The sequence below is a fragment of the Paraburkholderia azotifigens genome (assembly GCF_007995085.1).
In the GTDB taxonomy this organism is placed as follows: Bacteria; Pseudomonadota; Gammaproteobacteria; order Burkholderiales; family Burkholderiaceae; genus Paraburkholderia; species Paraburkholderia azotifigens.
On sequence record NZ_VOQS01000005.1, the window covers coordinates 949,001 to 970,128 of the forward strand.

19 protein-coding genes and 3 pseudogenes are annotated in these 21,128 nt (G+C 58.9%); 6 read left to right on the top strand and 16 right to left on the bottom strand.

From position 1 onward, the window contains the following. Positions 1–21 precede the first annotated feature (21 nt). From FRZ40_RS36185 to FRZ40_RS36200, 4 genes are all read right to left on the bottom strand, one after another. A complete protein-coding gene (locus FRZ40_RS36185; RefSeq protein WP_240057443.1) occupies positions 22–513 on the bottom strand; it encodes a YybH family protein in 492 nt (163 codons plus the stop codon). A 4-nt stretch (positions 514–517) separates the two neighbouring features. Beyond that, positions 518–1,045 (bottom strand): hypothetical protein, encoded by a 528-nt coding sequence (locus FRZ40_RS36190; RefSeq protein ID WP_028368885.1) that lies wholly within the window; start codon positions 1,043–1,045, stop codon positions 518–520. A gap of 415 nt (positions 1,046–1,460) precedes the next feature. Beyond that, positions 1,461–2,021, bottom strand: coding sequence for a helix-turn-helix domain-containing protein (locus FRZ40_RS36195; protein WP_147237390.1), 561 nt, complete (start codon positions 2,019–2,021; stop codon positions 1,461–1,463). Beyond that, positions 2,021–2,701 (bottom strand): DsbA family protein, encoded by a 681-nt coding sequence (locus tag FRZ40_RS36200; RefSeq protein WP_147237391.1) that lies wholly within the window; start codon positions 2,699–2,701, stop codon positions 2,021–2,023. Before FRZ40_RS36200 ends, FRZ40_RS36195 begins: the two co-directional genes overlap by 1 nt. Positions 2,702–2,990: 289 nt before the next feature. Here FRZ40_RS36200 and FRZ40_RS36205 point away from each other — a divergent pair. Further along, positions 2,991–3,125 (top strand): annotated as a pseudogene (locus FRZ40_RS36205) (IS5/IS1182 family transposase); the annotation flags it as partial. On the opposite strand, the pseudogene FRZ40_RS36210 reads toward FRZ40_RS36205, so the two are convergent. The 3 genes and pseudogenes from FRZ40_RS36210 to FRZ40_RS36225 form a co-directional block, all read right to left on the bottom strand. Next, positions 3,114–3,316: pseudogene (locus FRZ40_RS36210) on the bottom strand (GNAT family N-acetyltransferase); the annotation flags it as partial. The pseudogenes FRZ40_RS36205 and FRZ40_RS36210 sit on opposite strands and share 12 nt — an antisense overlap. Before the next feature lie 872 nt (positions 3,317–4,188). Continuing rightward, on the bottom strand, positions 4,189–5,154 hold the full coding sequence (locus FRZ40_RS36220) for a Tim44 domain-containing protein (protein ID WP_147237392.1): 966 nt from the start codon (positions 5,152–5,154) through the stop codon (positions 4,189–4,191). Between the two features lie 92 nt (positions 5,155–5,246). Continuing rightward, on the bottom strand, positions 5,247–5,729 hold the full coding sequence (locus tag FRZ40_RS36225; protein ID WP_147237393.1) for a CBS domain-containing protein: 483 nt from the start codon (positions 5,727–5,729) through the stop codon (positions 5,247–5,249). A 147-nt stretch (positions 5,730–5,876) separates the two neighbouring features. Here FRZ40_RS36225 and nhaR point away from each other — a divergent pair, with 147 nt between their 5' ends. Further along, complete coding sequence (gene nhaR, locus FRZ40_RS36230) at positions 5,877–6,773, top strand: transcriptional activator NhaR (RefSeq protein ID WP_028368881.1); 897 nt, start codon at positions 5,877–5,879, stop codon at positions 6,771–6,773. A 335-nt stretch (positions 6,774–7,108) separates the two neighbouring features. Here nhaR and arsA read toward each other — a convergent pair whose 3' ends face one another. Then, positions 7,109–8,863, bottom strand: coding sequence for an arsenical pump-driving ATPase (arsA, locus tag FRZ40_RS36235; protein WP_028368880.1), 1,755 nt, complete (start codon positions 8,861–8,863; stop codon positions 7,109–7,111). Positions 8,864–8,876: 13 nt separating this feature from the next. Beyond that, on the bottom strand, positions 8,877–9,242 hold the full coding sequence (gene arsD, locus FRZ40_RS36240) for an arsenite efflux transporter metallochaperone ArsD (protein ID WP_028368879.1): 366 nt from the start codon (positions 9,240–9,242) through the stop codon (positions 8,877–8,879). A gap of 268 nt (positions 9,243–9,510) precedes the next feature. Between arsD and FRZ40_RS36245 the strand changes: the two genes are divergently transcribed. Together FRZ40_RS36245 and FRZ40_RS36250 are read left to right on the top strand one after the other, a co-directional pair. Further along, on the top strand, positions 9,511–10,029 hold the full coding sequence (locus tag FRZ40_RS36245) for a hypothetical protein (RefSeq protein WP_147237394.1): 519 nt from the start codon (positions 9,511–9,513) through the stop codon (positions 10,027–10,029). A 66-nt stretch (positions 10,030–10,095) separates the two neighbouring features. Then, positions 10,096–10,443: a carboxymuconolactone decarboxylase family protein gene (locus tag FRZ40_RS36250; RefSeq protein ID WP_147237395.1), complete on the top strand. Its 348-nt coding sequence runs from the start codon at positions 10,096–10,098 to the stop codon at positions 10,441–10,443. Between the two features lie 71 nt (positions 10,444–10,514). Here the strand turns inward: FRZ40_RS36250 and FRZ40_RS36255 are convergent, their stop codons facing one another. From FRZ40_RS36255 to FRZ40_RS36275, 4 genes are all read right to left on the bottom strand, one after another. Then, positions 10,515–11,033, bottom strand: a complete 519-nt coding sequence (locus FRZ40_RS36255) for an aspartate carbamoyltransferase (RefSeq protein WP_147237396.1) — start codon at positions 11,031–11,033, stop codon at positions 10,515–10,517. 584 nt (positions 11,034–11,617) lie between these two features. Continuing rightward, a complete protein-coding gene (locus FRZ40_RS36265; RefSeq protein ID WP_028371342.1) occupies positions 11,618–12,955 on the bottom strand; it encodes a sigma-54-dependent transcriptional regulator in 1,338 nt (445 codons plus the stop codon). 12 nt (positions 12,956–12,967) lie between these two features. Next, on the bottom strand, positions 12,968–14,425 hold the full coding sequence (locus FRZ40_RS36270) for a HAMP domain-containing sensor histidine kinase (protein ID WP_147237397.1): 1,458 nt from the start codon (positions 14,423–14,425) through the stop codon (positions 12,968–12,970). 11 nt (positions 14,426–14,436) lie between these two features. Beyond that, positions 14,437–15,210 carry a substrate-binding domain-containing protein gene (locus tag FRZ40_RS36275; RefSeq protein ID WP_240057444.1) on the bottom strand — a complete coding sequence of 258 codons (774 nt, stop codon included), beginning with the start codon at positions 15,208–15,210 and terminating at the stop codon, positions 14,437–14,439. A 278-nt stretch (positions 15,211–15,488) separates the two neighbouring features. Here FRZ40_RS36275 and FRZ40_RS36280 point away from each other — a divergent pair, with 278 nt between their 5' ends. Next, on the top strand, positions 15,489–16,013 hold the full coding sequence (locus FRZ40_RS36280) for an arsenate reductase (azurin) small subunit (RefSeq protein ID WP_147237399.1): 525 nt from the start codon (positions 15,489–15,491) through the stop codon (positions 16,011–16,013). 16 nt (positions 16,014–16,029) lie between these two features. Continuing rightward, positions 16,030–18,507: an arsenate reductase (azurin) large subunit gene (locus tag FRZ40_RS36285; protein WP_147237400.1), complete on the top strand. Its 2,478-nt coding sequence runs from the start codon at positions 16,030–16,032 to the stop codon at positions 18,505–18,507. Between the two features lie 61 nt (positions 18,508–18,568). Here the strand turns inward: FRZ40_RS36285 and FRZ40_RS36290 are convergent. The 3 genes and pseudogenes from FRZ40_RS36290 to FRZ40_RS36300 all read right to left on the bottom strand — a co-directional run. Then, positions 18,569–18,796 (bottom strand): annotated as a pseudogene (locus FRZ40_RS36290) (ArsC/Spx/MgsR family protein); the annotation flags it as partial. Positions 18,797–18,995: 199 nt separating this feature from the next. Then, positions 18,996–20,345: an ATP-binding protein gene (locus FRZ40_RS36295; RefSeq protein ID WP_147237401.1), complete on the bottom strand. Its 1,350-nt coding sequence runs from the start codon at positions 20,343–20,345 to the stop codon at positions 18,996–18,998. Next, positions 20,345–21,007, bottom strand: coding sequence for a response regulator transcription factor (locus tag FRZ40_RS36300; protein ID WP_028364066.1), 663 nt, complete (start codon positions 21,005–21,007; stop codon positions 20,345–20,347). Before FRZ40_RS36300 ends, FRZ40_RS36295 begins: the two co-directional genes overlap by 1 nt. Positions 21,008–21,128 lie beyond the last annotated feature (121 nt).

A 21,128-nucleotide genomic window follows, 5' to 3' on the forward strand; every position in this document is an offset into this window, starting at 1 on the left:
GAGCGAGTACGGAGCTTTGGATTACCTGGTCGGCACAGGGACAATCGCTGAGATGCGCCACCCATCAGGCGTACGCACCGCGATCTCGTTGACCAGAAACTGGAAGACGGCTACCGGCTGACCTGAGGCACCCGCGGTGATACGCGTGGGCGCATAGATGTGCGCAGTATCGCGTCCGAGTGGAATGACTTTGATGGCATCTTCGTCGGGCTCGAATCGCCACGTGCCGCCGAAGACCTCGCGGAAATGAGCGAGTACCGCTTCACGGCCCCAGAACGTATAGGCGCGCGCGACGAAGTTCACCGGGTCGATCTGCCCCGCAGGCGCGCGCGCGAGCACAGATTCGATCACCTCGATGTCATGTGCTGTTTCGCCTGCGGCCTGCCGCAAGAAGAGCGCGCGGATTTCACGCAGATCGTCAGGGCTGACTGGCGCAGCAGTCGATGGATCGGCCATATCCAGTCGCGATACGCGGATGGCGGCATGGAACAAGTTTTGAAGGCTGAAGGTCACGGTTTTAGCTCCTGGCAGCGGAGGCAGGCGGCACGGGCAGGATGATCTCTGAAGCGACCTTCCAGTCCTTGTCGACTTTTATCCAGTTGATCAACACCAGAAACGGCTTTGGCGTGCCATCCTGACCCGCATAGGAGACCGTGATGGTCACCGGCGCGTAGGATTGCGCCACGTCGTTCGTCAAGCCGACCACCTTGAACTTCGAATAATCAGGCTGGAGCACAACTGGGCCTGAAGTGCCGATGTCGTGCAGCTTCTGGTCAATCGCATCATTGCCCCAGAAGCCGGCCCAGTTCCCTTCCGAAGCGGCCGCGCTTTTAGCGACGAGAAGGGCCGAAGGAGATTGCCAGAACATTTCGTGCAGCGCCTTGAAGTCGTGGCGATTGGCTAATTGCATTAGATGGCCGAACCTGGATCGAATCGTATCCAAAGTTGTCGCGTCCAACGGCTCACGGTAGTCCGAAGAAGTGGCCGCGAAGGACGTTGTAAAAACAGTCAGTGTGCCGACAAGAGCCAGTAGCGTTTTGCGCACGATGAGATCCCGTTGAACGATAGATAGTGTGTTCGGTGTGGGCAATCCTGTGCCGGCTCGGTCGCGATGTTGGATGCGCCCGCGTATGAGCATCGATTGATGGTTCTCGAAAAAATCCGGCGGCAACCAGCAACCAGACAACCTGTGAGTCAGGAACGGCCGATAAGTATCGTAGCGGTTGCTGGCCGCTCAGAGCTATCTGTTTCTGCCGTGTTTGGTACAGGAATGATGCAATATACAGGCGCTGCAAGAGGGTGTTCGAGCCCGGCAACGCTTGCGAATTTCGAAACGCCTAACCGGGGATTATTTCGACGAGGTGACAGAAGTCGTCGCTCTCGCGCAGCATTTGATGAAGGGGTGCAGATTGAGAAATCGGAATGTGCTGATGAACGTCCTGAGAAATCTTGCGGGTAAATCACGGGCCGGGCGCATCACGCCTGCCATCGACTTTGAGGTGCTGGCGTTGCCAGGCCTTCGGACTCGTGCCGGTCATTCGCTTGAACCATCGTCCCAGATGGGACTGGTTTACAAAGCCGCAGGCCAAAGCAATGGCCTGCAGGGTTAGGCTGCTGCACAGAAGCATGTCCTGAGCTTGAGCGATCTTGTTTTTGAGCGCCCATCGGTGGGGCGGCAAGCCTGTTGATTGCTTGAATTCGCGCGCAAAATGACCAGACGACAATCCGCACGCCTGGCTTAGCGCCGCGAGTGTAACCTTGTCATGATCGCGAACCGATAACATGGCCTTGGCAAGTTGCAGATGAGTCGGAGAGAGGCCACCACTGACCCGGCGTAGCGTTCCCGTTGCGTGAGTGAAGCGGTAGCTGTCGAGTACATATGTTTGAATCGTGCGCGTAGCGAGTTCAAAGAACTGCGCGGACGAACTCCTTTCCTGTATCTGGTCCACACCATTGACCGCGTGCACCTGTATGGTGACGAACGAAGGATAGGGGCCGCCTGGGTTGGATCGCTCAATCACTATGTAGCCCGCTTCTTCAACGATGTTCGAACGCCGCCTGCAGGGCCACCGGCGAGTAGCCGGTCCAGCGCTGCCGTCATGTGCTCTATTGGCGCGACACCGCGCACGACCACGGGAGGCTGCGGTCGTGCCGTATCACTTGCGCTTGTCAACATGACGAAAGGAAGTCCAGTTACGCCTAGTCGACCGGCCGCTGCTTCATCGTCTTCGATAACTGTCTTGAATCGCTGCTCGGCCAAGGATGCAGCTAGCGCCGTCTGATCGACGCCGCATTCGTTCGCTATGTCCAGCAAAACGTCTTTGTTGCCTATATCTCTTCCATGCTCAAAATACGCCTTGAACAGAGCGCGATGCACACTGTCGAAGCGTCCTGCAGTGCGGCTGAAGAACGCGGTCTCAAAGGCAAGGCGGCTACGCGGTGCAGAAGGCGGTAGCTTCATCTTCAGATTGCGTTCAGCGGCAAGCGGGTAGACTGCCTTGAGCCAGATGCTGGTGATGTATTCGCCGTCCGGCTCGATGAGCGCGATAGGGTCGGGCCGCAGTTCGAACGCGTGCCATTCGACCTCTAACGGCACGCGAGACTCCTCGATGAATCGGTCGAGGGTATCCATCTGCAGATAACAGAAAGGGCAGACATAGTCAGCCCAGCAATCCATGCGAACGATTGGCATTGGAACCATGCGAAAGCACCTTGATATCACGCGAGCGCGGAAGCCTACCCGGACCGTGCGGTTGCCCGAAACAATAATACACTCCGGTTCCTGCCGCATAGCGCGCGTCTGCCACTTTGGTACGAAAATGCTCCTAATTCGACAAATTTCGCCGAGGCAGCCCGCTTCTTGCTGGAAGAACGAGACTGTATCTGTATTTTCGAATTACTCTCTGTAAAGGAAGGGAAGATCTGCAGAAGTCCTGGCGTGGACAGGCAGGCGAACTATCCTGGATTCAGGGATGTTCCGGAGAGAGTCGATGACACAACTCGGCTCTGGTCTGGATCTGACGACAAAGCGAACACGCAAGTGGGAGTTCCTGACTGAGATGGACAGTGTTGTGCCGTGGCTAAGGCTGATTGCCCTGATTGAGCCGCACTATCGGGCGAATGAGAATGAAGCCCGAGCGAACGCCGTTGACCTCTATGAATCGACACAACGCAGGATCGAACGACGTTAGAAACCGCTCCCGCGCTTCGGGTCAAAACGATCAACGCGCTCCAGGCTCTCACGCATCGCGGCGATACGAATGGCAACGAGTGTTTCGGCCTCGGACTGCGCCGTACGGGAATAGGCGATGTTCATTGCAGCCGGCTTCCGGCCAACGGTCATGTGGCACTGCCAGTAATAACGCCCCGAATCGATTGTCACCAATCCAGGCCTTCATCCCGGAGGTCTGCGCTTTTGGCCGACTGTACGCATTCGTCGCCTTGAGCGAACTCGTACCGATGGCGAACGCATCAAACCGACCCTTCACTGCCGCTCTTCCGATTGTCCGTTACCCGAGCGCAACCGCCTTTCAGGAGACTAACAACGCGGATCACGAACAACCAGGACTTGCGAGCCGCCAAATCGAAATGGGTACTGGATGATTGCTACGGGCGTTCTGACAACCAGGGCGCCGATAGGCGCCTTCGACTTGTCGTGTTCGAAGCGCACTCATTCTAAGGTGACGACGATCTTCCCGACTTGTTCACTAGATCCGACGAAGTGCATTGCTTCCTGAATATGGTCAGATGCAAACGTTCGACAGATCAAAGGCGAAAGCCTATCCCTGGAGAGCTCTCTTCCACGATGGTGCCGTGCGACGGGGCCGGGCGAGAATTCGATTCCCCAACATCTGCGAACACCAACGGAGGGTGCTATGCGCTGTTCTTTCTCTGCAGCAAGGGTCATCCTTTAAGAGGTTTTCCAGCCAAATGGTGCGAGGCGCTGCTTGGGCCAGCTTACGATGGGACTGGTACCTGAGCGCGGCGAGCAGGCCTTGCGGCCAACCGCGTCGGTCGACATCTGAGTCAACATCGCCGACAATCGTCCTGCCACTTGAACTGGCGTGGAGCCCGGCATTCAGGGGAGAAACGATTCAGTCAATGTTGTGCAACGGCGATTGCCGAGCAATACGAACGGCATCGGCCTACAGACATGCAGCAGGCCGATGCCCTTACAACAACGCGCGATTAGTGGTTGATCTGCTGGATACCCGCCAGGCGCCACGCCTGACCGCCTTGCGCGTTCTTCACCAGATTCCAGATCTCCTGGAACGGCTCCGCAGTCTGTGCGTCGTCCTCTCGCATCTGACCGTAGAAGCGCACGCTGACCAGCGTTTCATCGGCGTTGCTCTCCGTGCCCAGCACTTCGGCGTCGAGCTTCGTCACTTCCGTCACACCCGGCTTGCCGCCTTGAGCTTCCAGATCCTGCTTGAGCCGCATGAACATATCGTGCGTCGTCAACTCGAACATGTCGCCCTGATCGTTCCGGTCCCACGCGCTCTGAAGACGCATGAACAGGGTCTTCGCCGATGCCAGAAAAGCAGCCTGGTCGGATCCGAATGCGAGTTCGGGAGCCTTCACGGCGCCTGCAGCTCCGGTCGAACCCATCGCGGCAGCCGGCCAGTTGCCGGACCTCGCGTCCGACCTCGCCTGGCCGAACTGGTTGAACAGCGATAAACCGTTGGTCTGCTGCCGGTTCGCGGCGCCATGCCCATACGCCAGATCCGGACGGCGTCTGTTGGCGATAAAGCGGAACAACATCACACCCGCTAGAACCACGATGCCGATCAGCAGCGCATTCGACAGCATTTGCGCCAGCCCCTCACCCAGGCCAAACGACGACAGCAGCGCCGCAATGCCCAAGCCGGCGGCGAGGCCCGCAAGCGGGCCCATCCAGCGGTTACCTGCCGCGGCAGCAGGCGTCTGCGCGGTCTGTTGCGCCGGCTGGGCTTGCTGGCTGCGCTGCGTTTGCCCAGACGGCGACACCGTCTGTGACTGGCGCCCGATACTTTGACTGCCGCCCACCCGCTTCGCTTCGGCATCGTTCGATGCCACGGCGCCAAGCGCGAGCAGACCCGCCAGACCGAGCGCCGCGGTTCCGCGCGTCACCGCACCGGCAGCACGTCGAAGTTGATTGACGAATTGCGTGAACATAAAAAATCTCTCCAGTGGTAAGTCGGGGCTACCTGCATCACGCGCACGGAACGCACGCGCTTAAAATTACACACAGTAATATTTTCAGGTCATCATAGTTGCGCCGATTGTGTCTGCACGCCGTTACGGCCAGCGTGAAAACCGTCACCATGGATGTAGTGCTCCAGTTGCCGGATGGTGAGTTCCTGCTCGGCAATCTGGTTCTTGATCAGATCGCCGATCGACACCATTCCAATCACCTGCCGCGCCGTAATCACGGGCAGATACCGTATGCGATGTTCTGTCATGACCGCCATGCATTCGTCAGTGGTCTGATGCGGGCCGACGTAGCGCACTTCCGCCGACATGATGTCGCGCACGGGTGTATCCCTCGATGAGCGTTCCATCAGCACGATTTTCCGTGCGTAGTCGCGCTCCGTGACGATGCCGGCGAGGCGCCCCTGATGTGCGACGATCAGCGCGCCCACCTTCCGGTACGCCATGATCGCGATCGCGTCGTAGACCGATGCGGACGCCTCTGTGGTCCACACTGTCTGCGAAACTTTTGAGCGAAGAAATTGCGCAACCGATGCCATAGATCACCTCTGTCCGTTATCGATAGCCGCCCGCTGGCGTCCACGTCCGAGGCTTCAATCTATCCGAACCGGATCAAATAGAAAATTCGTATTTTTATTGCCAATACCTCGAAAAAACCGTAGCGTTGGCTGATCGACGGGGGGAGCGTGAACTTCAAACATCTGCATTACTTCTGGGTCGCAGCGCACGCGGGAGCGATCGTCCGGGCGGGCGAGCAGTTGCACATCTCGCCGCAAACGCTGAGCGGCCAGATCAAGCTGCTCGAGGAAGCGCTGGATAGAAAACTGTTCAGGAAGAGCGGGCGCACCATCGAACTGACCGATGCTGGCCGGCTGGTGCTCGATTACGCGGACGAAATATTCTCGCTGGGCTCGGAACTCGAAAGCGCGGTGCGGCGCGAGAACGAATCAGGTGCGCAAACGCGGTTTCGTGTCGGAATTGCAGATTCGGTTCCGAAGGCCATCGCGTACCGGTTACTGGAACCCGCGCTGAGCGCTTCCGTACCGGTGCGCATGATCTGCCACGAAGGCAAGCTGCACGCGCTGCTTGCGCAACTGGCTGTGCATCGCCTCGATCTGATCATTACGGACGCCCCGATTCCGGCCGACGTCAACATCAAGGCGTTCAACCACCGCCTCGGCCGTTCGACGCTGGGCTGCTTCGGGGCGCAGACACTGATCAAGGCCAGCAAGAAACGCTTCCCGCTGCTGCTCGGCCAGCTGCCGGTGCTACTGCCGGGCACGGAATCGGCCGTGCGTCGCAAGCTGGATCACTGGCTTGCGTCACATGCCATATCGCCGCACATCGTCGGCGAATTCGACGACGGGGCGATGGCCATGGCGTTCGGCCGCGAAGGCCGCGGCCTGCTGTTCGCACCCACTGTACTGGAGAGTCAGTTAAAGGCCGAGCACAAGCTGACGATGATCGGTCAGATCAAGACGATCGTCGAAGAGTTCTTTGCGATTTCGATCGAGCGTCACATCAGTCATCCCGCCGTCGCGACGATCATGAGTGCGGCCCGAAGCGAACTGTTCAATGAGTAGGAACTGCGTTTCCTAGCCGGGATCAGGCGCGACGACCGGCGCACAGACGTCGAAAAAGATGCTGTGCGGCGAGCGGCCTACAACGCAATTGTGTCGATCAGGTTGTGCGTCGTCATATCAATCACGCCAACATGCTGGCCGTCGTAAAGGAGGTCAACGCGTCACGACGTTGGTACGAACGGAAGGCGTGACAGCCCAGTCGACTGTACGCCGGGATTCCGCCAGTCGAAATCGATGCGGCATATGTTAAGGGTCCTTGTGCTCGTGTGAGCACGGGCCCGCCCACGGTCCGGTGGTTGCCAGCGCATGCTGTCCGCTACAACCCGCTTTACCGGTCAATGTCCACGAGCCAGCTCTTCCAGCCCATGTAGACCAACGGGCGGAGTCGCCTGCCACGGCAATAACACAACCCGTTTCGCATCCTGCTTCATCACGCGCTCGATAAATGGCACCTCGTAGCGCCCTCGTTCGGCGAGTGCCGGGTCGTGGGTACCGCTTGCGAGCAGACTTTGGTCAATGACCCAGGCATACGGTTCAATCTGGGCCCGCCGGAGGTCGGCTTGTAGCCGCTCTGCCTCATGAACCGGTGTCGCCTCAGGGAGCGTCACGATAAGTACGCGCGTGAACTCGGGGTCGCGCAGACGTGGCAGAAGCTGGCGAACCTCTTCTGGCATATCGCCCTGGCTACGCATGACTTCGCGATGGTAGGCCTCCGCTGCGTCCATCAGCAGGATGGTGTGTCCGGTCGGGGCCGTGTCGAGTATCACAAACGAGTCCCGGGCCTCATCTACCGTTCGCGCGAATGCACGAAAAACCGCTATCTCTTCGGTGCACGGCGACCGCAGGTCTTCCTCAAGCATCGCTTTTCCCTGGGCATCGAGAAAAGCACCGGCCTTGGCAAGAACCTCGTCGCGGTAGCGGTTGACCTCCCGCTCCGGGTCGATGCGACTCACGCTCAGACCCGGCAGCGACTCCCGGAAAGTCCACGCCACATGTGCGGCCGGGTCAGTGGTCGAAAGCAGGACTGCGTGTCCGCGCTGAGCCAGTTCAAGTGCTATCGCAGCAGCAACCGTCGTCTTGCCGACGCCACCCTTGCCCATCGTCATGACAAGCCCACGCCCCGCTTTCTCGAGGTCGTCAACGAGCGGCAGGAGGCCGCAGGGCAACTCCACGCTCAACCGGACATCTGTTCTCGGCTCCGCAATCTGCTCAGGGTGCAAATACGCCCTTAACGCGGTCAGCCCAACCAATCCCTTGGGAATGAAGCCTGTTTCGCTTCGCGGAAGGGCTGCGAGACCCGGCGGCATTGCCTTTATAGCTACGCCCTGCTGTTCTTCCATCGCGCAAGCAATGTCATCGTCAGAAGAGACAGCCTTGAAAACGCCATTCACGGCAAGCACAAGGTTTCGGACCCCGAGGTCGGCTAGTTCGATTCGGGTTCGCTCCGCCTCACGGAATGCAGATGCCTCCGGTCGGGTCACCAGGACGACAGTAGTGCGGTCGTAATTAGCCAATTCGGCAACCGCCGCTGCGTACAGTTGCCTGTTTTGCTCGAGGCCTGCCAGAGGCCCCAGGCACGAATTGCCGGTTGTGTTTGTCGACAGAAAGTTGCTCCATGCCGACGGCAGTGTCAGCAGACGCAACGTGTGCCCCGTGGGTGCGGTGTCGAAAATTATGTGGTCGTACGCATTCGCGCTGGCACTACCACCCAACAGGTCGGCAAAGGCGTCGAACGCCGCTATCTCGACGGTGCAGCCACCGGAAAACTGTTCCTCCATGCTGCGAATTGCCGCATCGGGTAACACGCCTCGATAAGGGCTGACCATACGCTCGCGGTAGGCTGCCGCGGCGAGTCCCGGGTCGATGTTCAGCGCGTGGAGGTTTGGAACCTGCGCAATTGGCGTCGGCCGCCCGGAAAGTTCAGTCTCAAGCACCTCATCGAGATTGGATGCCGGGTCGGTGCTGACAAGCAGCACGGCCTTACCCTTTTCGGCTAACTGCAGCGCCGTTGCGCAGGCGAGCGACGTCTTACCGACGCCACCCTTGCCAGTGAAAAAGAGATGGCGAGTTGTAACGGCAGGAAGCGTCATATCGGTGCGCCGGTTAGCATTCGCCAGGCTTGCAACCGCAGGCTCCGGCCTTGATGTGCGGCTTGTCGGCGGTGGAAACCTTGAGGCCCAGTTTCTGAATCAACTGGGCACGTGACGGATACGCTCCGACAGAGATAATCCGGCCATCCACCGTTGCGATGGGCAGACGGTCCATACCCGCATGCAGCTCCCGAACCACTTCCGGGTTGGCCGCAAAAGCAGCCGCGTCGTGTCCGAGGCCGTGCCGAGCGACTTCGACACCATGTTCAGCAAGCCATCGAACGTCAGCGCTGAACTGAACGAGGGTTGGGTCCACGTCGACGCCGCAGACGCCAGTCGCGCAGCACATGGCCGGCTCGAACACGTCAAGTTTGCTCATCGTTGCTCCCACGAATTCTCCTGTCGGGCCAGACTGCAGCCGCATCCACCCGTCATGCTCGTCCCTTTGAACGACGAGTCATTGACCTCGGTCAAGTCACAGACGATGGGGCTGCATTTCCTCGCTTGGAGAATCGAATCGCTTGCCGGCCGCCTCCAGCTTGTTCGTTGACCAGCGTCAAGGGAAGGTCGGTGCTGACATGTAGCCTTTGTGTGCACGATGACTGCACACGCTCTGTTGTCGAGTCGCGCGTCCACAGGGAGGAGATATGAAAAAGCTTCTAGTTATGCTGACTGTCGGTGTCGCATTGACATCCCCGGTCCTGCAAGCTGCTTCCAAGGACACAAGTGCGCCGCAAGGCAGTTCAAAAACGCAGCAGCCTGGCGCAGCTGAGTTCGACAAGAATCTGACTCAGCTTCAGGAGCAGATGAAGGCAATGCAAGCGCAGATGGACCAGATTCGCAAAACTCAAAACCCTCAGGAACGCCAGAAGCTACTCGAGCAGCACTGGGCCACAATGCAAAGCGCGATGACAATCATGCGCGGGATGTGGGGCCCGGGGATGATGGGACGTGGAATGGGCCCAGGCATGATGGGTGGCGCTGGGCCAGGGATGATGGGAGGCTGGGGCCATATGGGTGGCTACTATTCACACCTGACGCCCGAGCAACTGCGGCAACGTCAATATATGACTGACCAATACCTGCGGATGCAGCAGGAGATGATGAATAACATGATGTTGCAGCAACAATACCGGATGGGGCCACCGCCTGCCGGTGCGCAGTAGACATACTGGAGAACCGAATACCGACGACATCCCAGCCTTGAAAGCTCGCCACCTACAGGAGCGAACATGAGCGGAATTTCCAACTACAAAGACCTGACAGGCGCGGTATCTATTCAGATGCGAGCGATGCGCGCGTCACAACCGGAGTTGATGACGGCATTCGGACAACTCGCTGCGGCTGGGACAAAAGACGGGGCTCTGGACCGAAAAATGCGGGAGCTGGTGGCGCTAGGGATAGCGATTGCATGTCGTTGCGACGACTGCATCGGCTTTCACGTCCAAACGCTGGTGAAACTAGGCACGACAAAGGCCGAGCTGGAAGACGTGCTCGGCACTGCCGTCTATATGGGCGGCGGCCCGTCGATGATGTATGCCACCCATGCGTTGAGAGCCTTTGAGGAATTCTCGCCCTGAAATCAACGCACCCGGTGTCTACCAGTGTCTGCGGTGCAAGGCAGTCCTCGAAGAGGACCACAGCATGGCACTCATGGCTGCGTCATCCCTTGATGATGCATATGCCCATCCATCGCGTCAGCGCCGTGGTCCGAAATCTGTGCGTCGAACCATGCGTGAAGTGACGACACTAATTTCGGGTCATCGCTGCGATAACCAAGTTCTCCTCCACCTTCAATGTCCTTGTACGTAATCGATACCTGACCGGGTCTTGCCGCTCTGAGTTGCGCCAATCCGGGCATGTCGGTACCGTGAGTACGAGCAGGTCCCGAAAAATCACCGCGCTGAAACTGCGTCTGGATTTGACGCAGGTGCTCACGAATCAGCCGAATCTGGACGCTGTCGGCCGGGTTTTTCGCAATCACCTGCTGGCTTCCGCCATCGTCCGATTTCGTGAAGATGTGGGTCGTGGCCTGGAGGCTGAACGGCATGACCTCCGCACCTCGCTGCGCGACCTCTGCCTGACGTTCAGCGTCCGCCGCGAACGATTCAAACGGCGCGACAAGACCTACCATCGCGATTAGCGTAGTGAAAAATATGGTCGATTTCATTGGATGAGACTCCCGTACAGTCAACCTTTGCCTGATTGAACCATTCCCGCATCCGTGCAGGTCAACATCCTAGCTGGCGAGTTTCCGCCTGCCGGGGAGAACGCAGTCAGCTATCTAAAGATTCCAGTCAACATCTTGTAGGCTAATCGTTTCGAACGGTCACTCCGTCGCTCTGTATCGGCACGGAGCCTATCACGCTAACCATTTAAACAAGCATGAAATCTGACATGTCAGCGCTTATGCCAGGCTGGATATCCACCCCGCGGCCGTCCAGGGTTGGGGCGACACTTAGGCATCAACGCCACACATGAACCCGGGCGGATAGCGAGCGTAGGCCGTTGGCGTCGCGAGCATGTCGACCGATGCCTGCGCGGGGTCAAATTGCCTATCCAGGTGTTTGGGCCATCCATGCGATGGACCCAACCAATGGCGCCAGGTTCTCAAGCGCGGCATATGTACGCTAGCCTCCCGTTAGCCCGCGCCCTGCACTCGGCCACGCACGTCCGCTAGTCGGGTCTCGAGCCGCTCGTTCCTAATGAGAGGTTTCATGGGCGGTTGCATGTTGATGCACGGACGAGTTAGCTTCAATGAAGCGGTTCGGCTGAAATCGCGTGTTTGCGCATTTTCTCCCAAAGACTCTTCCTTGAAATGCCAAGAGCGTGGGCCGTCTCGGAAATGTGGCCTTGGTGCTGCAGCAGCGCCGCACGGATGAACGCGTTTTCGCACGCAGCCATGTAGCCGTCGAGCGGAGCGTCCATATCCAGCGCTGCTCCGGCCTGAGACCCGTCCTCCTCGAAAACATCGGACGAGAAAAGCATATTGCGAGAGCACACGATGCAAGCCCGCTCGAGCCGGTTCTGCAACTCCCGCACGTTCCCGGGCCAACTGTACGTCGCGAGCCGCGCCTCCGTCGATGGGTGAAACAGCTTGACCGGCTCGCCTAGCCGGCTCGCGATTTCTCGTACGAATCGATGTGCGAGCCATAGAACATCATCCGGCCGGTCTCGTAGCGCTGGCACACGCAGCTCCAGGATGTTGATGCGATAAAAGAGGTCTTCCCTGAACTTCCCCAGACGGACGAGTTCAGTCAGGTCACGGTTCGTGGCACAGACCAACCGAAAATCCGTTTCTACCTCCCGTTCGCCACCCACGCGTGTGATGCGACGTTCCTGAAGAGCACGAAGCAGCTTGACCTGCATCGACAGCGGCAAGTCACCAATCTCATCAAGGAAGAGCGTCCCGCCCTCCGCCTGCTCGAAATAGCCCTTCTTCTGGCGCTCGGCGCCCGTGAACGCGCCACGCTCATGTCCAAAGAATTCAGATTCGAGAAGCGTGTCAGGAACAGCACCGCAGTTGACGGCGACGAACGGTAACGTAACACCCGGGGAGTGCCGATGGATGAACCGTGCCACCACCTCCTTGCCGACGCCCGACTCGCCAGTAACCAGAATCGACTTCGCTCTGCCAGCAATCCTTGGCACCATCTCGGCGAGTCGTCGCATCGCTTCCGATACCCCCAGCTCGCTCTGAGCGGGCATTGCCTGGTCAGGAATTCCCGTTCCTGTGAGCACTCTGACCTTGTCGACCAGCGCCCCGATGTCGAAGGGTTTTGTTATGTAGTCCGCCGCGCCACTTTTCAGCAGGGAAACAGCGGTTTCGACGGACGCATAGGCCGTGATGAAAAGAAACGGCGGCACGCCAACATGCGTCGATGTGGCACGCGAAAAAAATTCCTCGCCTGATATGTCGGAAAGCCGGATGTCACTGATGACTGCCTGATATGGTCGGCTTCCGAGGGCGTCGAGTGCCGACTCACCCTCGGTATGCCAGTCCACCTCAAAGCCTTCAAGGCGGAAGCGGTCGGCGAGGGACTCGCCCATGATGAGGTCATCCTCAACGACACAGATGAGCGCGTTACCCATGCAGCACTCCTCTCACGGAAGTGAAATTGGCAGGAGGACGGCAATGATTGTCCGTCCTGGTGCGCTATCGACCGAAATTGTCCCACCAAGCTGCGTGACGATTTGATAGCTAACCCACAACCCGAGACTGGAGGAACGTCTACCCGCAGCGATAGCAACCGAACCAAACGGTTCAAACAAATGTTCCATCGCCGTTCCTGAAATGTGCTGGCCGGTGTTCGAGACTGTGATTCCCAGACCCGTGCCGTTGACCCCGGCAAGACAGTCAACGCTTCCCCCGATTTCGACGGCCTTTGCGGCATTCAGCAACAGATTGAGAACAAGCTGGCGAACCTGATGGGCGGGCAATGCGACAGTCTCGTCCAGTTCGACCGCCCAATGAAAGGTCGCCTGCTTTGCCTGTATTTGCGGTGCTATCAGCAGCTTCAGGTCGTGCCAGTCGGATGGACTCATCGCGGGCGAGTCAAGTCTCGCCTCGAAAAGCAATGCACCCACCGTCGACCGGATTTGGGCCAGGCCACGCTCGAGCAGACCGAGGGTTTTTCTTGTCTGAGCGTCGGGTTCACCGTGCGTATTCAGTGTATCGATGGCGTTTAGCATCCCGCCGAGTGGGTTGTTGATTTCGTGTGCGATGCCGGCAGCGACCTGTCCGACGGCCGCAAGGCGCTCCGAGACTACGACTTCCCGTTCCAGCGCCTGTTTTTGCGCAAGCTCGGCGAGCATGGTCTGAAACTGCTGCTCCAGTTGCCCGATTTCGTCACTGCCCTGTGCCGTGATGCCCACCCCGAGCTTGGATGGATGTTCTTTACCGACGCGAGCCATCGCATCGGTTAGACGGATTAACGGTTTGGCCATCCGGTCTCCCCACACCCACCCCAGCGGCATGAGCAGCAGCAGCACGGGAATCGTTGCGACGGCAAGCTTAAGCAGGGTTGACCTGACCCGACCGTAGTACGTGTTGGCGTCGTAGACGAGCACGACATAGCCGAGCACGCTTCCGTCGTCGGAGTTGACCTGCATGCCAGCTGTCACATCACGGTCCGCGAACAGACCAGGGAAATCAAAGAAGAACGGAGCATGAGCGGCGCGCAGACTCGAAAGGACCGCGCCGAACTGGGGCTGAAGGTTTGCGACCGGACTCTGGATACGGTCCTTGCGCGGGGATGTTGAAGCATAGACGCGAGCCTTCGCGTCGAACACGACGATTTCCTTCAGCGGGTTCGTGGGCTCCCTCACTGCAACGGGCGTGCGAATGACTTCAAACGCACGCCAAAGGTCGTCCTTCATCATGGGGTCACGCACGGACAGCGTCAGAACGCGACACAGATTCTCAGCGCTGCTCTCCAGGTCCTTTCGCGCGTCGGAGACGGCCAAGCTCACAAGCGCGATGGTTACCAGCAATTCCGTCAGAAGAATAACCCCGCTCAACGCCAGCGGAATCTTGTATCGATAGCTGAGATGGGACAGCATAAGCACCGTCCTTATTGAGGCCCGGCATTCAGGATGGCCACAAGCCGGCGAATCCCGTCGAATACCTTGTCGTCATCCCGAACGAAGCCATCGAGATTCAGTCGCTGAAGAATCGTTTGCCCTCCCGCATGTTCTTTCATTCCGAGCAGTGCCTTCTGGATACGAAGGAACGATTCCTCATCGAGCGAACGACGCGCGACAATTGGCGGAAAGCCATATTGCGGAGACCGCCACGCAACACGGACATCGCGAGTGCGTTCGGGGTACTGTTTCTCAATGGTGTCGTAGACGTAGCCGTCTATCTCGCCCGCGTCGGCAAGTCCGGAGGTCACCGCATCAACGACCTTCCGGTGCGCATACGTGAAAAAGAATTTCTTGAAGAAACGCGTAGGCCGGATACCCGAACGCATGAGTTCCGTCGTGGGCACAAGAAAGCCCGAATTGGACTCGGGGTCGCTAAAGGCGAAAACGCGGTCGCGTAGCTGCGTGATGTGGGTTGTATGCGTGTCGCTCTTCGGGACAATCAGATATGAGCGATAGAGTGGCTGTCCACCGTAATCGGGAATCGCCATCAGACGCATCGTCTGAAGATGCGTCACATAGGGAAAACCGCAAACCCACGCAACATCGAGTCTTCCATCGGCAATGAGGTCGTCGATTTCGCGGTAGCTGTTGCGTTGCACAAACCGCACGTCTGCGCTGCATACGTCCCCGAGTTCGCGGCTCCATTGATCCAGCAGATTTATTTCGTTATCGAGAATTACGCCGGTGGTGCCGAACGCCACAAGCGGGCTCTCGCTGGCTATCGCGACCCGGACAGTCGACAGAAGCGGAAGGCTCAGCGCGAGACGAAGAATCCGACGCCTGTACATGTTACGACCTGGTGACATAACGGCCCACTCCCCGTTGGGAACCGTTACCGGACGGTAATGGCGACCAGCAGCACTGCACCGATAATCCGCGACAGATGCGCGCCCGGCAGATGGCAATGCCCTTGGCATATGTCTTGCCGTTGCTCTGATGCTAATGACAACAGCAGCAAGATTCAAGCGAGGAGATGACCATGGGCGAACTCAAAATCCAGCGCCGTACATTCCTGAAACTCAGCGGCGGCTCAATCGCCGCAACCGCAGCGTCTGCGCTGGCACCCAACATAGCGACGGCGACCAATCCGGTCGATACGAGCCGTACGACACTTCCTTATCCGAAAAAATCCCTGGCGCAGCTGGGGCGTATGACCGTCAACAGTCCCGTCGCATTCACCTATCCCGATGCGTCGTCACCGTGTACCGCTGTCAAGCTCGGCAGTCGCGTGGCGGGCGGCGTCGGACCGGACGGTGACATCGTCGCGTACAGCGCCATGTGCACACACATGGGTTGCCCCGTCGTGTACGACCCAACCACGAAGGTCTTTAAATGTCCCTGCCATTTCAGCATGTTCGACGCCGAAAAGGCCGGACAGATGATTACCGGACAGGCGACGGAGAACCTTCCTCGTGTCCGCCTTCAGTACGACGAGAAGACAGGGACCGTATCGGCAGTCGGGATGGAAGGGCTGATATACGGCCGGCAGGCTAACGTTCTTTGAGCGCGAGGAGCTGAAAATGGCTAAGGACAACGACCGCATCGTGCTTCCGCCTGTCACGGCCCAGCGAACCAACATGACTTGCCACTTCTGCATCGTTGGCTGCGGTTATCACGTGTACAAGTGGCCCGAAGGCGAGGAAGGTGGACGCGCGCCAAACCAGAACGCCCTCGGCGTCGATTTCCGGAAACAGGTTCCGCCGATGCAGCTCATCATGACGCCAGCAATGGAAAACGTGGTGACATACCGCGACGGTTCCCGCAAGACCATTATGATTGTCCCGGACAAGAGCTGTGTCGTGAACAGCGGGCTGAGTTCGACACGTGGCGGCAAGATGGCAACCTACATGTATGCGCCAGATGGCATCACACAGGAACGCCTGAAGAATCCGCGCATTTATGTCAGCGACCAGTGGGTCGACACCGATTGGGATTCGGCAATGGCCCTTTATGCTGGCCTGATGAAGAAGACACTCGACAAGGATGGACCGAACGGTATTGTGTTTTCCGCCTTTGACCATGGCGGTGCAGGTGGTGGATTCGAGAATACCTGGGGCAGTGGCAAACTGATGTTCACTGCGCTGCAGACCCCGATGGTGCGCATTCATAACCGCCCTGCCTACAACTCCGAATGCCACGCAACCCGAGAGATGGGCATCGGCGAACTGAATAACTCGTACGAGGATGCCGAAGTGGCCGATGTTATCTGGTCGATCGGCGCGAACTCGTATGAGACCCAGACCAACTACTTCCTCAATCACTGGGTGCCCAATCTTCAGGGTTCGACAACCGACAAGAAAAATAAATGGTTCCCTGGCGAAGCCACCCCGAAGACAAAGGTCGTGTTCGTCGACCCAAGACGAACTCCAACCATCGCAATCGCGGAGCACGTCGCCGGCAAGGACAACGTGCTACATCTCGACATCCAGCCGGGCACCGACATCGCGCTCTTCAATGGCATCTTCACTTACGTGGTCCAACAAGGGTGGATTGACCGTGATTTCATCGCCCAGCACACGAATGGCTTCGATGATGCAGTGAAGGCCAATAACCTGTCACTGGAGGAAAGCAGCCGAATCACCGGCGTGCCTGTCGACAAAATTCGAACGGCAGCCGAGTGGTCGTACAAGCCGAAAGCACCTAACCAGATGCCGAGGACGATGCACACGTACGAGAAGGGCATCATCTGGGGCAACGACAATTATCTGATTCAGTCGTCCCTCGTCGACGTCGTTCTCGCTACCCATAACGTCGGCCGGCGCGGCACCGGAGTCGTTCGCATGGGTGGGCACCAGGAAGGCTATACGCGTCCACCGTATCCGGGAAACACGAAGATATACATCGACCAGGAACTCATCAACGGCAAAGGCCGGATGATGACCTGGTGGGCATGCAACAACTTCCAGACCAGCAACAACGCGCAGGGCTTGCGCGAGGTCGTTCTACGCCGGTCGCAAGTCGTGAAGGACGCGATGCAGAAGGCCCGTGGCGCGACCACGGAGCAGATGGTTGACGTCATCTATGACGCGACGTCCAAGGGCGGGCTGTTCGTCACTAGCATCAACATCTACCCGACCAAACTGGCGGAAGCCGCACACCTCATGTTGCCTGCGGCCCACCCGGGCGAGATGAATCTGACGTCGATGAATGGCGAACGCCGGATGCGCCTGTCCGAACGGTTCATGGACCCGCCCGGAACGGCGATGCCAGACTGCCTTATCGCGGCACGCGTGGCGAACACGCTGCGCGACATGTACACGAAGGAAGGCAATTCGAAGATGGCGACGCGGTTTAATGGCTTTGACTGGAAGACCGAAGAAGACGCCTTTAACGACGGCTTCCGTCGTGCCGGGCAGCCTGGAGTTGAAAAGATTGACAGTCAGGGCGGCAGCACCGGCAATCTCGTGACGTATGAGCGTCTGCGTGTGATGGCAAACAACGGCGTTCAATTGCCAACCAAAGCGTGGGAAGGTGGCAAGCTCGTCGGCACGGAAATGCTATACATGGATGCGAAGTTCGACACGCCAGACGGCAAGGCGCAGTTCAAGCCGTCACCTTGGCCGGGTTTACCGAAGACCGTTGCGGACCAGAAAGCGAAGTACCGCTTCTGGATAAATAACGGTCGTACGAACGAAGTCTGGCAAACGGTATATCACGACCAATACAACGAGTTTGTACGTGCGCAAGACCCAATGGCGTACATCGAGATGAATCCGGGTGACGCCCAGGGACTCGGCGTCTCTCCGGGCGACATTGTCGAGTTGTTCAACGACTTTGGGTCAACTTATGCAATGGCCTATCCTGCTGCCGAAATAAAACACGATCAGACATTTATGGTGTTCGGACACATCAACGGCATCCAGGACAACGTGACCACCACATGGACCGACCGTAACGTTGTCCCGTACTACAAGGGCACATGGGCAAACATACGTCGTGTCGGCTCGATGGAAGATTACAAGCGGACTGTGAGTTTCAAGAGTCGCCGTTTTGCGTAGACAATCGCGGCCGGCATCTAGCCGGCCGCGTCTTCTTTCCGGTCGGGAGGGTGCGCTTCTGCTATCGGACGCGACGGCCTTCCGCATCGACCACAACTTCGCCGTCCTCCTTCGTGAATTGCACATGTGTGGCTTCGGGCAAGATTTCGAGAAGTACCTCGGAAGGCCTGCAGAGGCGCACGCCGTGCGGCGTCTCCACGAACGGACGATTGATGAGAATCGGATGCTTCAGCATGGCGTCGAGGAGTTCATCGTCACGGAGCGACGGATTGTCCAGGTTGAGTTCTGCGCGGCCATAACGGAATTTCCCTCACACCCGCTGGTAATTCCCTACTCGCCCGAGCACGAATAATTCTCACCGAGTGCGCCCGCGCAGAAGCCGAAATTGCAGGCCGCAACAAGGAGCTCATCGGCAATCTGGCGGTCGGAGCCTCGTCCGAGGCATTCGCCGGGGTGCTGTGACCTGCCCCGGTATTAGTCCCAGTCGACTAGCGCATAGGTAAAGGCAACCCGACGCGCACACCGAAGCCCTGCCCATCTATTCCCGTTGTGTACTCCATCCTCCCCCGCAATTGGGCCACAATGCGTGCGACGATCGACAGGCCCAACCCGCTTCCTTTCTCGACGTGGTTCGCGCCACGAAAGAAGCGGTCGTGCAGGCGTGACCGGTCCGCCTCCGCGACACCAGGGCCGTCGTCTCGCACCTCAAGAAACATCGTGTCGGCGTCGCTCCAGATAGCGATTTCCATGCGCCCCTGCGCGCGACTGTACTTGACTGCATTGTCGACGAGATTGTCGAGCAGTATGCGCACCAGCGCGGGCGGCGCACACACGGTGGTCGCTCCATCGGCCCGCAGCGTCAGCGACATCTGCTTGTAGTCTGCATGAGCATGCTGATCGACGATGCAGGCTTTGGCCATGTCCGCGAGATCGACCCGCGCACTCGGAAGCGGCGTGCTTTCCTCAAGCCGCGCCAGCGCGAGCAGTTGGTCGGCCAGGTGCGTGCTTCGGTCCACGGCTTCCACTACGCGCTGCATCGCGCGACGCTGACGTTCCGGATCACACGCGGTGAGCGCGACTTGTGCCTGGACCTTGATGGCGGCGAGCGGGGTCTTGAGTTCGTGCGCCGCGTCGCCCGTAAATGCGCGTTCGCGATCGAGCGACTGGCGCAGGCGTTGCAACAGCGTATTGAGCGCAGCGACGAGCGGAAAAACCTCGTCGGGAACGTTCTTGACCGCGATGGCATCGAGACTGTCGGGTGATCGTGCCTCGATGGCCTCCGACAGCGTACGCAAGGGAATCAGGCTGCTGCCGATTGCAAACCAGACCAGGATGGCCAGCACGGGCAACGCGAACGCGAGTGGGCGTGCGATGCGGTGCGCGACCATCGTGGAGAACTCTGAGCGATGCGTGCGCGGCTCGAAGATTCGCACGGTACGGCCGCGCGCGGCGTCGCCAAGTACATAGACGCGCCACTTCGCATCCTCTACACGCAGCAGGCCAGATGCTTGGGCCGGACGTGCCGGCAGCCCGAGCGAGGACAGGCCGGGGCTGGCGGCCAGTACCCTTCCGTCTGCAGCAGTCACCTCGTACAGCAGCCGCATTGACGCATCGTTGTCTCCGTCGTCGTCGCGCGGCGTGAGGCTCGCGCCTGCAAAAGCCGGCAGATCGTGCACGTCGAGCAAGAGTAGCGCTCGGGCGACCTGTTCGATGCGTGTTTCGTCCCATTCCTCGACTTCATGGATTGCCTGGTGATAGCTCGAATAGAGCGAGTACAACCACACCAGCACGATGCCAGACAACATCAGCAAGGTCAGCCGTCGGCGGATCGACCGCATCACGTCGCCTTCTCCACCACATAGCCGACGCCGCGGATCGTCCGGATCAGCTGGGCGCCCAGCTTCTTGCGCAGGTTCGAGATATGCACCTCGATCGCATTGCTTTCGATCTCCTCGTTCCAGCCGTATAGGCTGTCCTGGAGACGCGCACGGGAAAGAGGACGGCCCTGATTCGCCAGAAGTTCGACCAGCAATGCGCACTCGCGCGAGCTGAGCGCGATGTGCTCGGTTCCGCGCATGACCGTCAGGCTCCCGGGATCAACCAGCAGATCGCCGTATTCAATCGTGTCGGTGCTTCGGCCCTGCGAGCGCCTCACGAGCGCGCGACAACGCGCGACCAGTTCAGTCAGGTCGAACGGCTTGCCGAGATAGTCATCGGCGCCAGCGCTCAGGCCACTTACCCGGTCGGCGACAGTGTCGCGCGCGGTCATGACAAGCACGGGAGTATGGTCACGGCGCTTGCGAATCCAGTCGAGCAGTTCGGTGCCCGACATGCGGGGAAGGCCAAGATCGAGCACGACCAGGTCGTATGGCGTGGTTTCTAGTGCCAGCTGCGCGTGCTTGCCGTCGCACGACCAGTCGACCGTCATGCCCGCCTCGATCAGGCCGTCTTCCACACCGCTGCCAATCAGCCTGTCGTCCTCGACGAGTAATACGCGCATCGCGTCGTGCTCCTGTTCGTTCCTGGCGGCAACGATAACCGCTTACACCGACGCGGATCAAGCCCGTGCGTCGCCATGGCTTGTCGTTAAGATTCCGTTAACCTGACCTGACTATTCTCGC

Bases quoted from the DNA above. Each gene is read 5' to 3' on its own strand.
- FRZ40_RS36200 (WP_147237391.1), bottom strand. From the start codon at position 2,701: ATGGTTCCAATGCCAATCGTTCGCATGGATTGCTGGGCTGACTATGTC.
- FRZ40_RS36255 (WP_147237396.1), bottom strand. From the start codon at position 11,033: ATGAAATCGACCATATTTTTCACTACGCTAATCGCGATGGTAGGTCTT.
- FRZ40_RS36225 (WP_147237393.1), bottom strand. From the start codon at position 5,729: ATGGCATCGGTTGCGCAATTTCTTCGCTCAAAAGTTTCGCAGACAGTG.
- FRZ40_RS36280 (WP_147237399.1), top strand. From the start codon at position 15,489: ATGGGCGAACTCAAAATCCAGCGCCGTACATTCCTGAAACTCAGCGGC.
- FRZ40_RS36245 (WP_147237394.1), top strand. From the start codon at position 9,511: ATGAAAAAGCTTCTAGTTATGCTGACTGTCGGTGTCGCATTGACATCC.
- FRZ40_RS36300 (WP_028364066.1), bottom strand. From the start codon at position 21,007: ATGCGCGTATTACTCGTCGAGGACGACAGGCTGATTGGCAGCGGTGTG.
- FRZ40_RS36220 (WP_147237392.1), bottom strand. From the start codon at position 5,154: ATGTTCACGCAATTCGTCAATCAACTTCGACGTGCTGCCGGTGCGGTG.
- FRZ40_RS36270 (WP_147237397.1), bottom strand. From the start codon at position 14,425: ATGCTGTCCCATCTCAGCTATCGATACAAGATTCCGCTGGCGTTGAGC.
- FRZ40_RS36285 (WP_147237400.1), top strand. From the start codon at position 16,030: ATGGCTAAGGACAACGACCGCATCGTGCTTCCGCCTGTCACGGCCCAG.
- FRZ40_RS36295 (WP_147237401.1), bottom strand. From the start codon at position 20,345: ATGCGGTCGATCCGCCGACGGCTGACCTTGCTGATGTTGTCTGGCATC.
- arsD (WP_028368879.1), bottom strand. From the start codon at position 9,242: ATGAGCAAACTTGACGTGTTCGAGCCGGCCATGTGCTGCGCGACTGGC.
- FRZ40_RS36250 (WP_147237395.1), top strand. From the start codon at position 10,096: ATGAGCGGAATTTCCAACTACAAAGACCTGACAGGCGCGGTATCTATT.
- FRZ40_RS36265 (WP_028371342.1), bottom strand. From the start codon at position 12,955: ATGGGTAACGCGCTCATCTGTGTCGTTGAGGATGACCTCATCATGGGC.
- arsA (WP_028368880.1), bottom strand. From the start codon at position 8,863: ATGACGCTTCCTGCCGTTACAACTCGCCATCTCTTTTTCACTGGCAAG.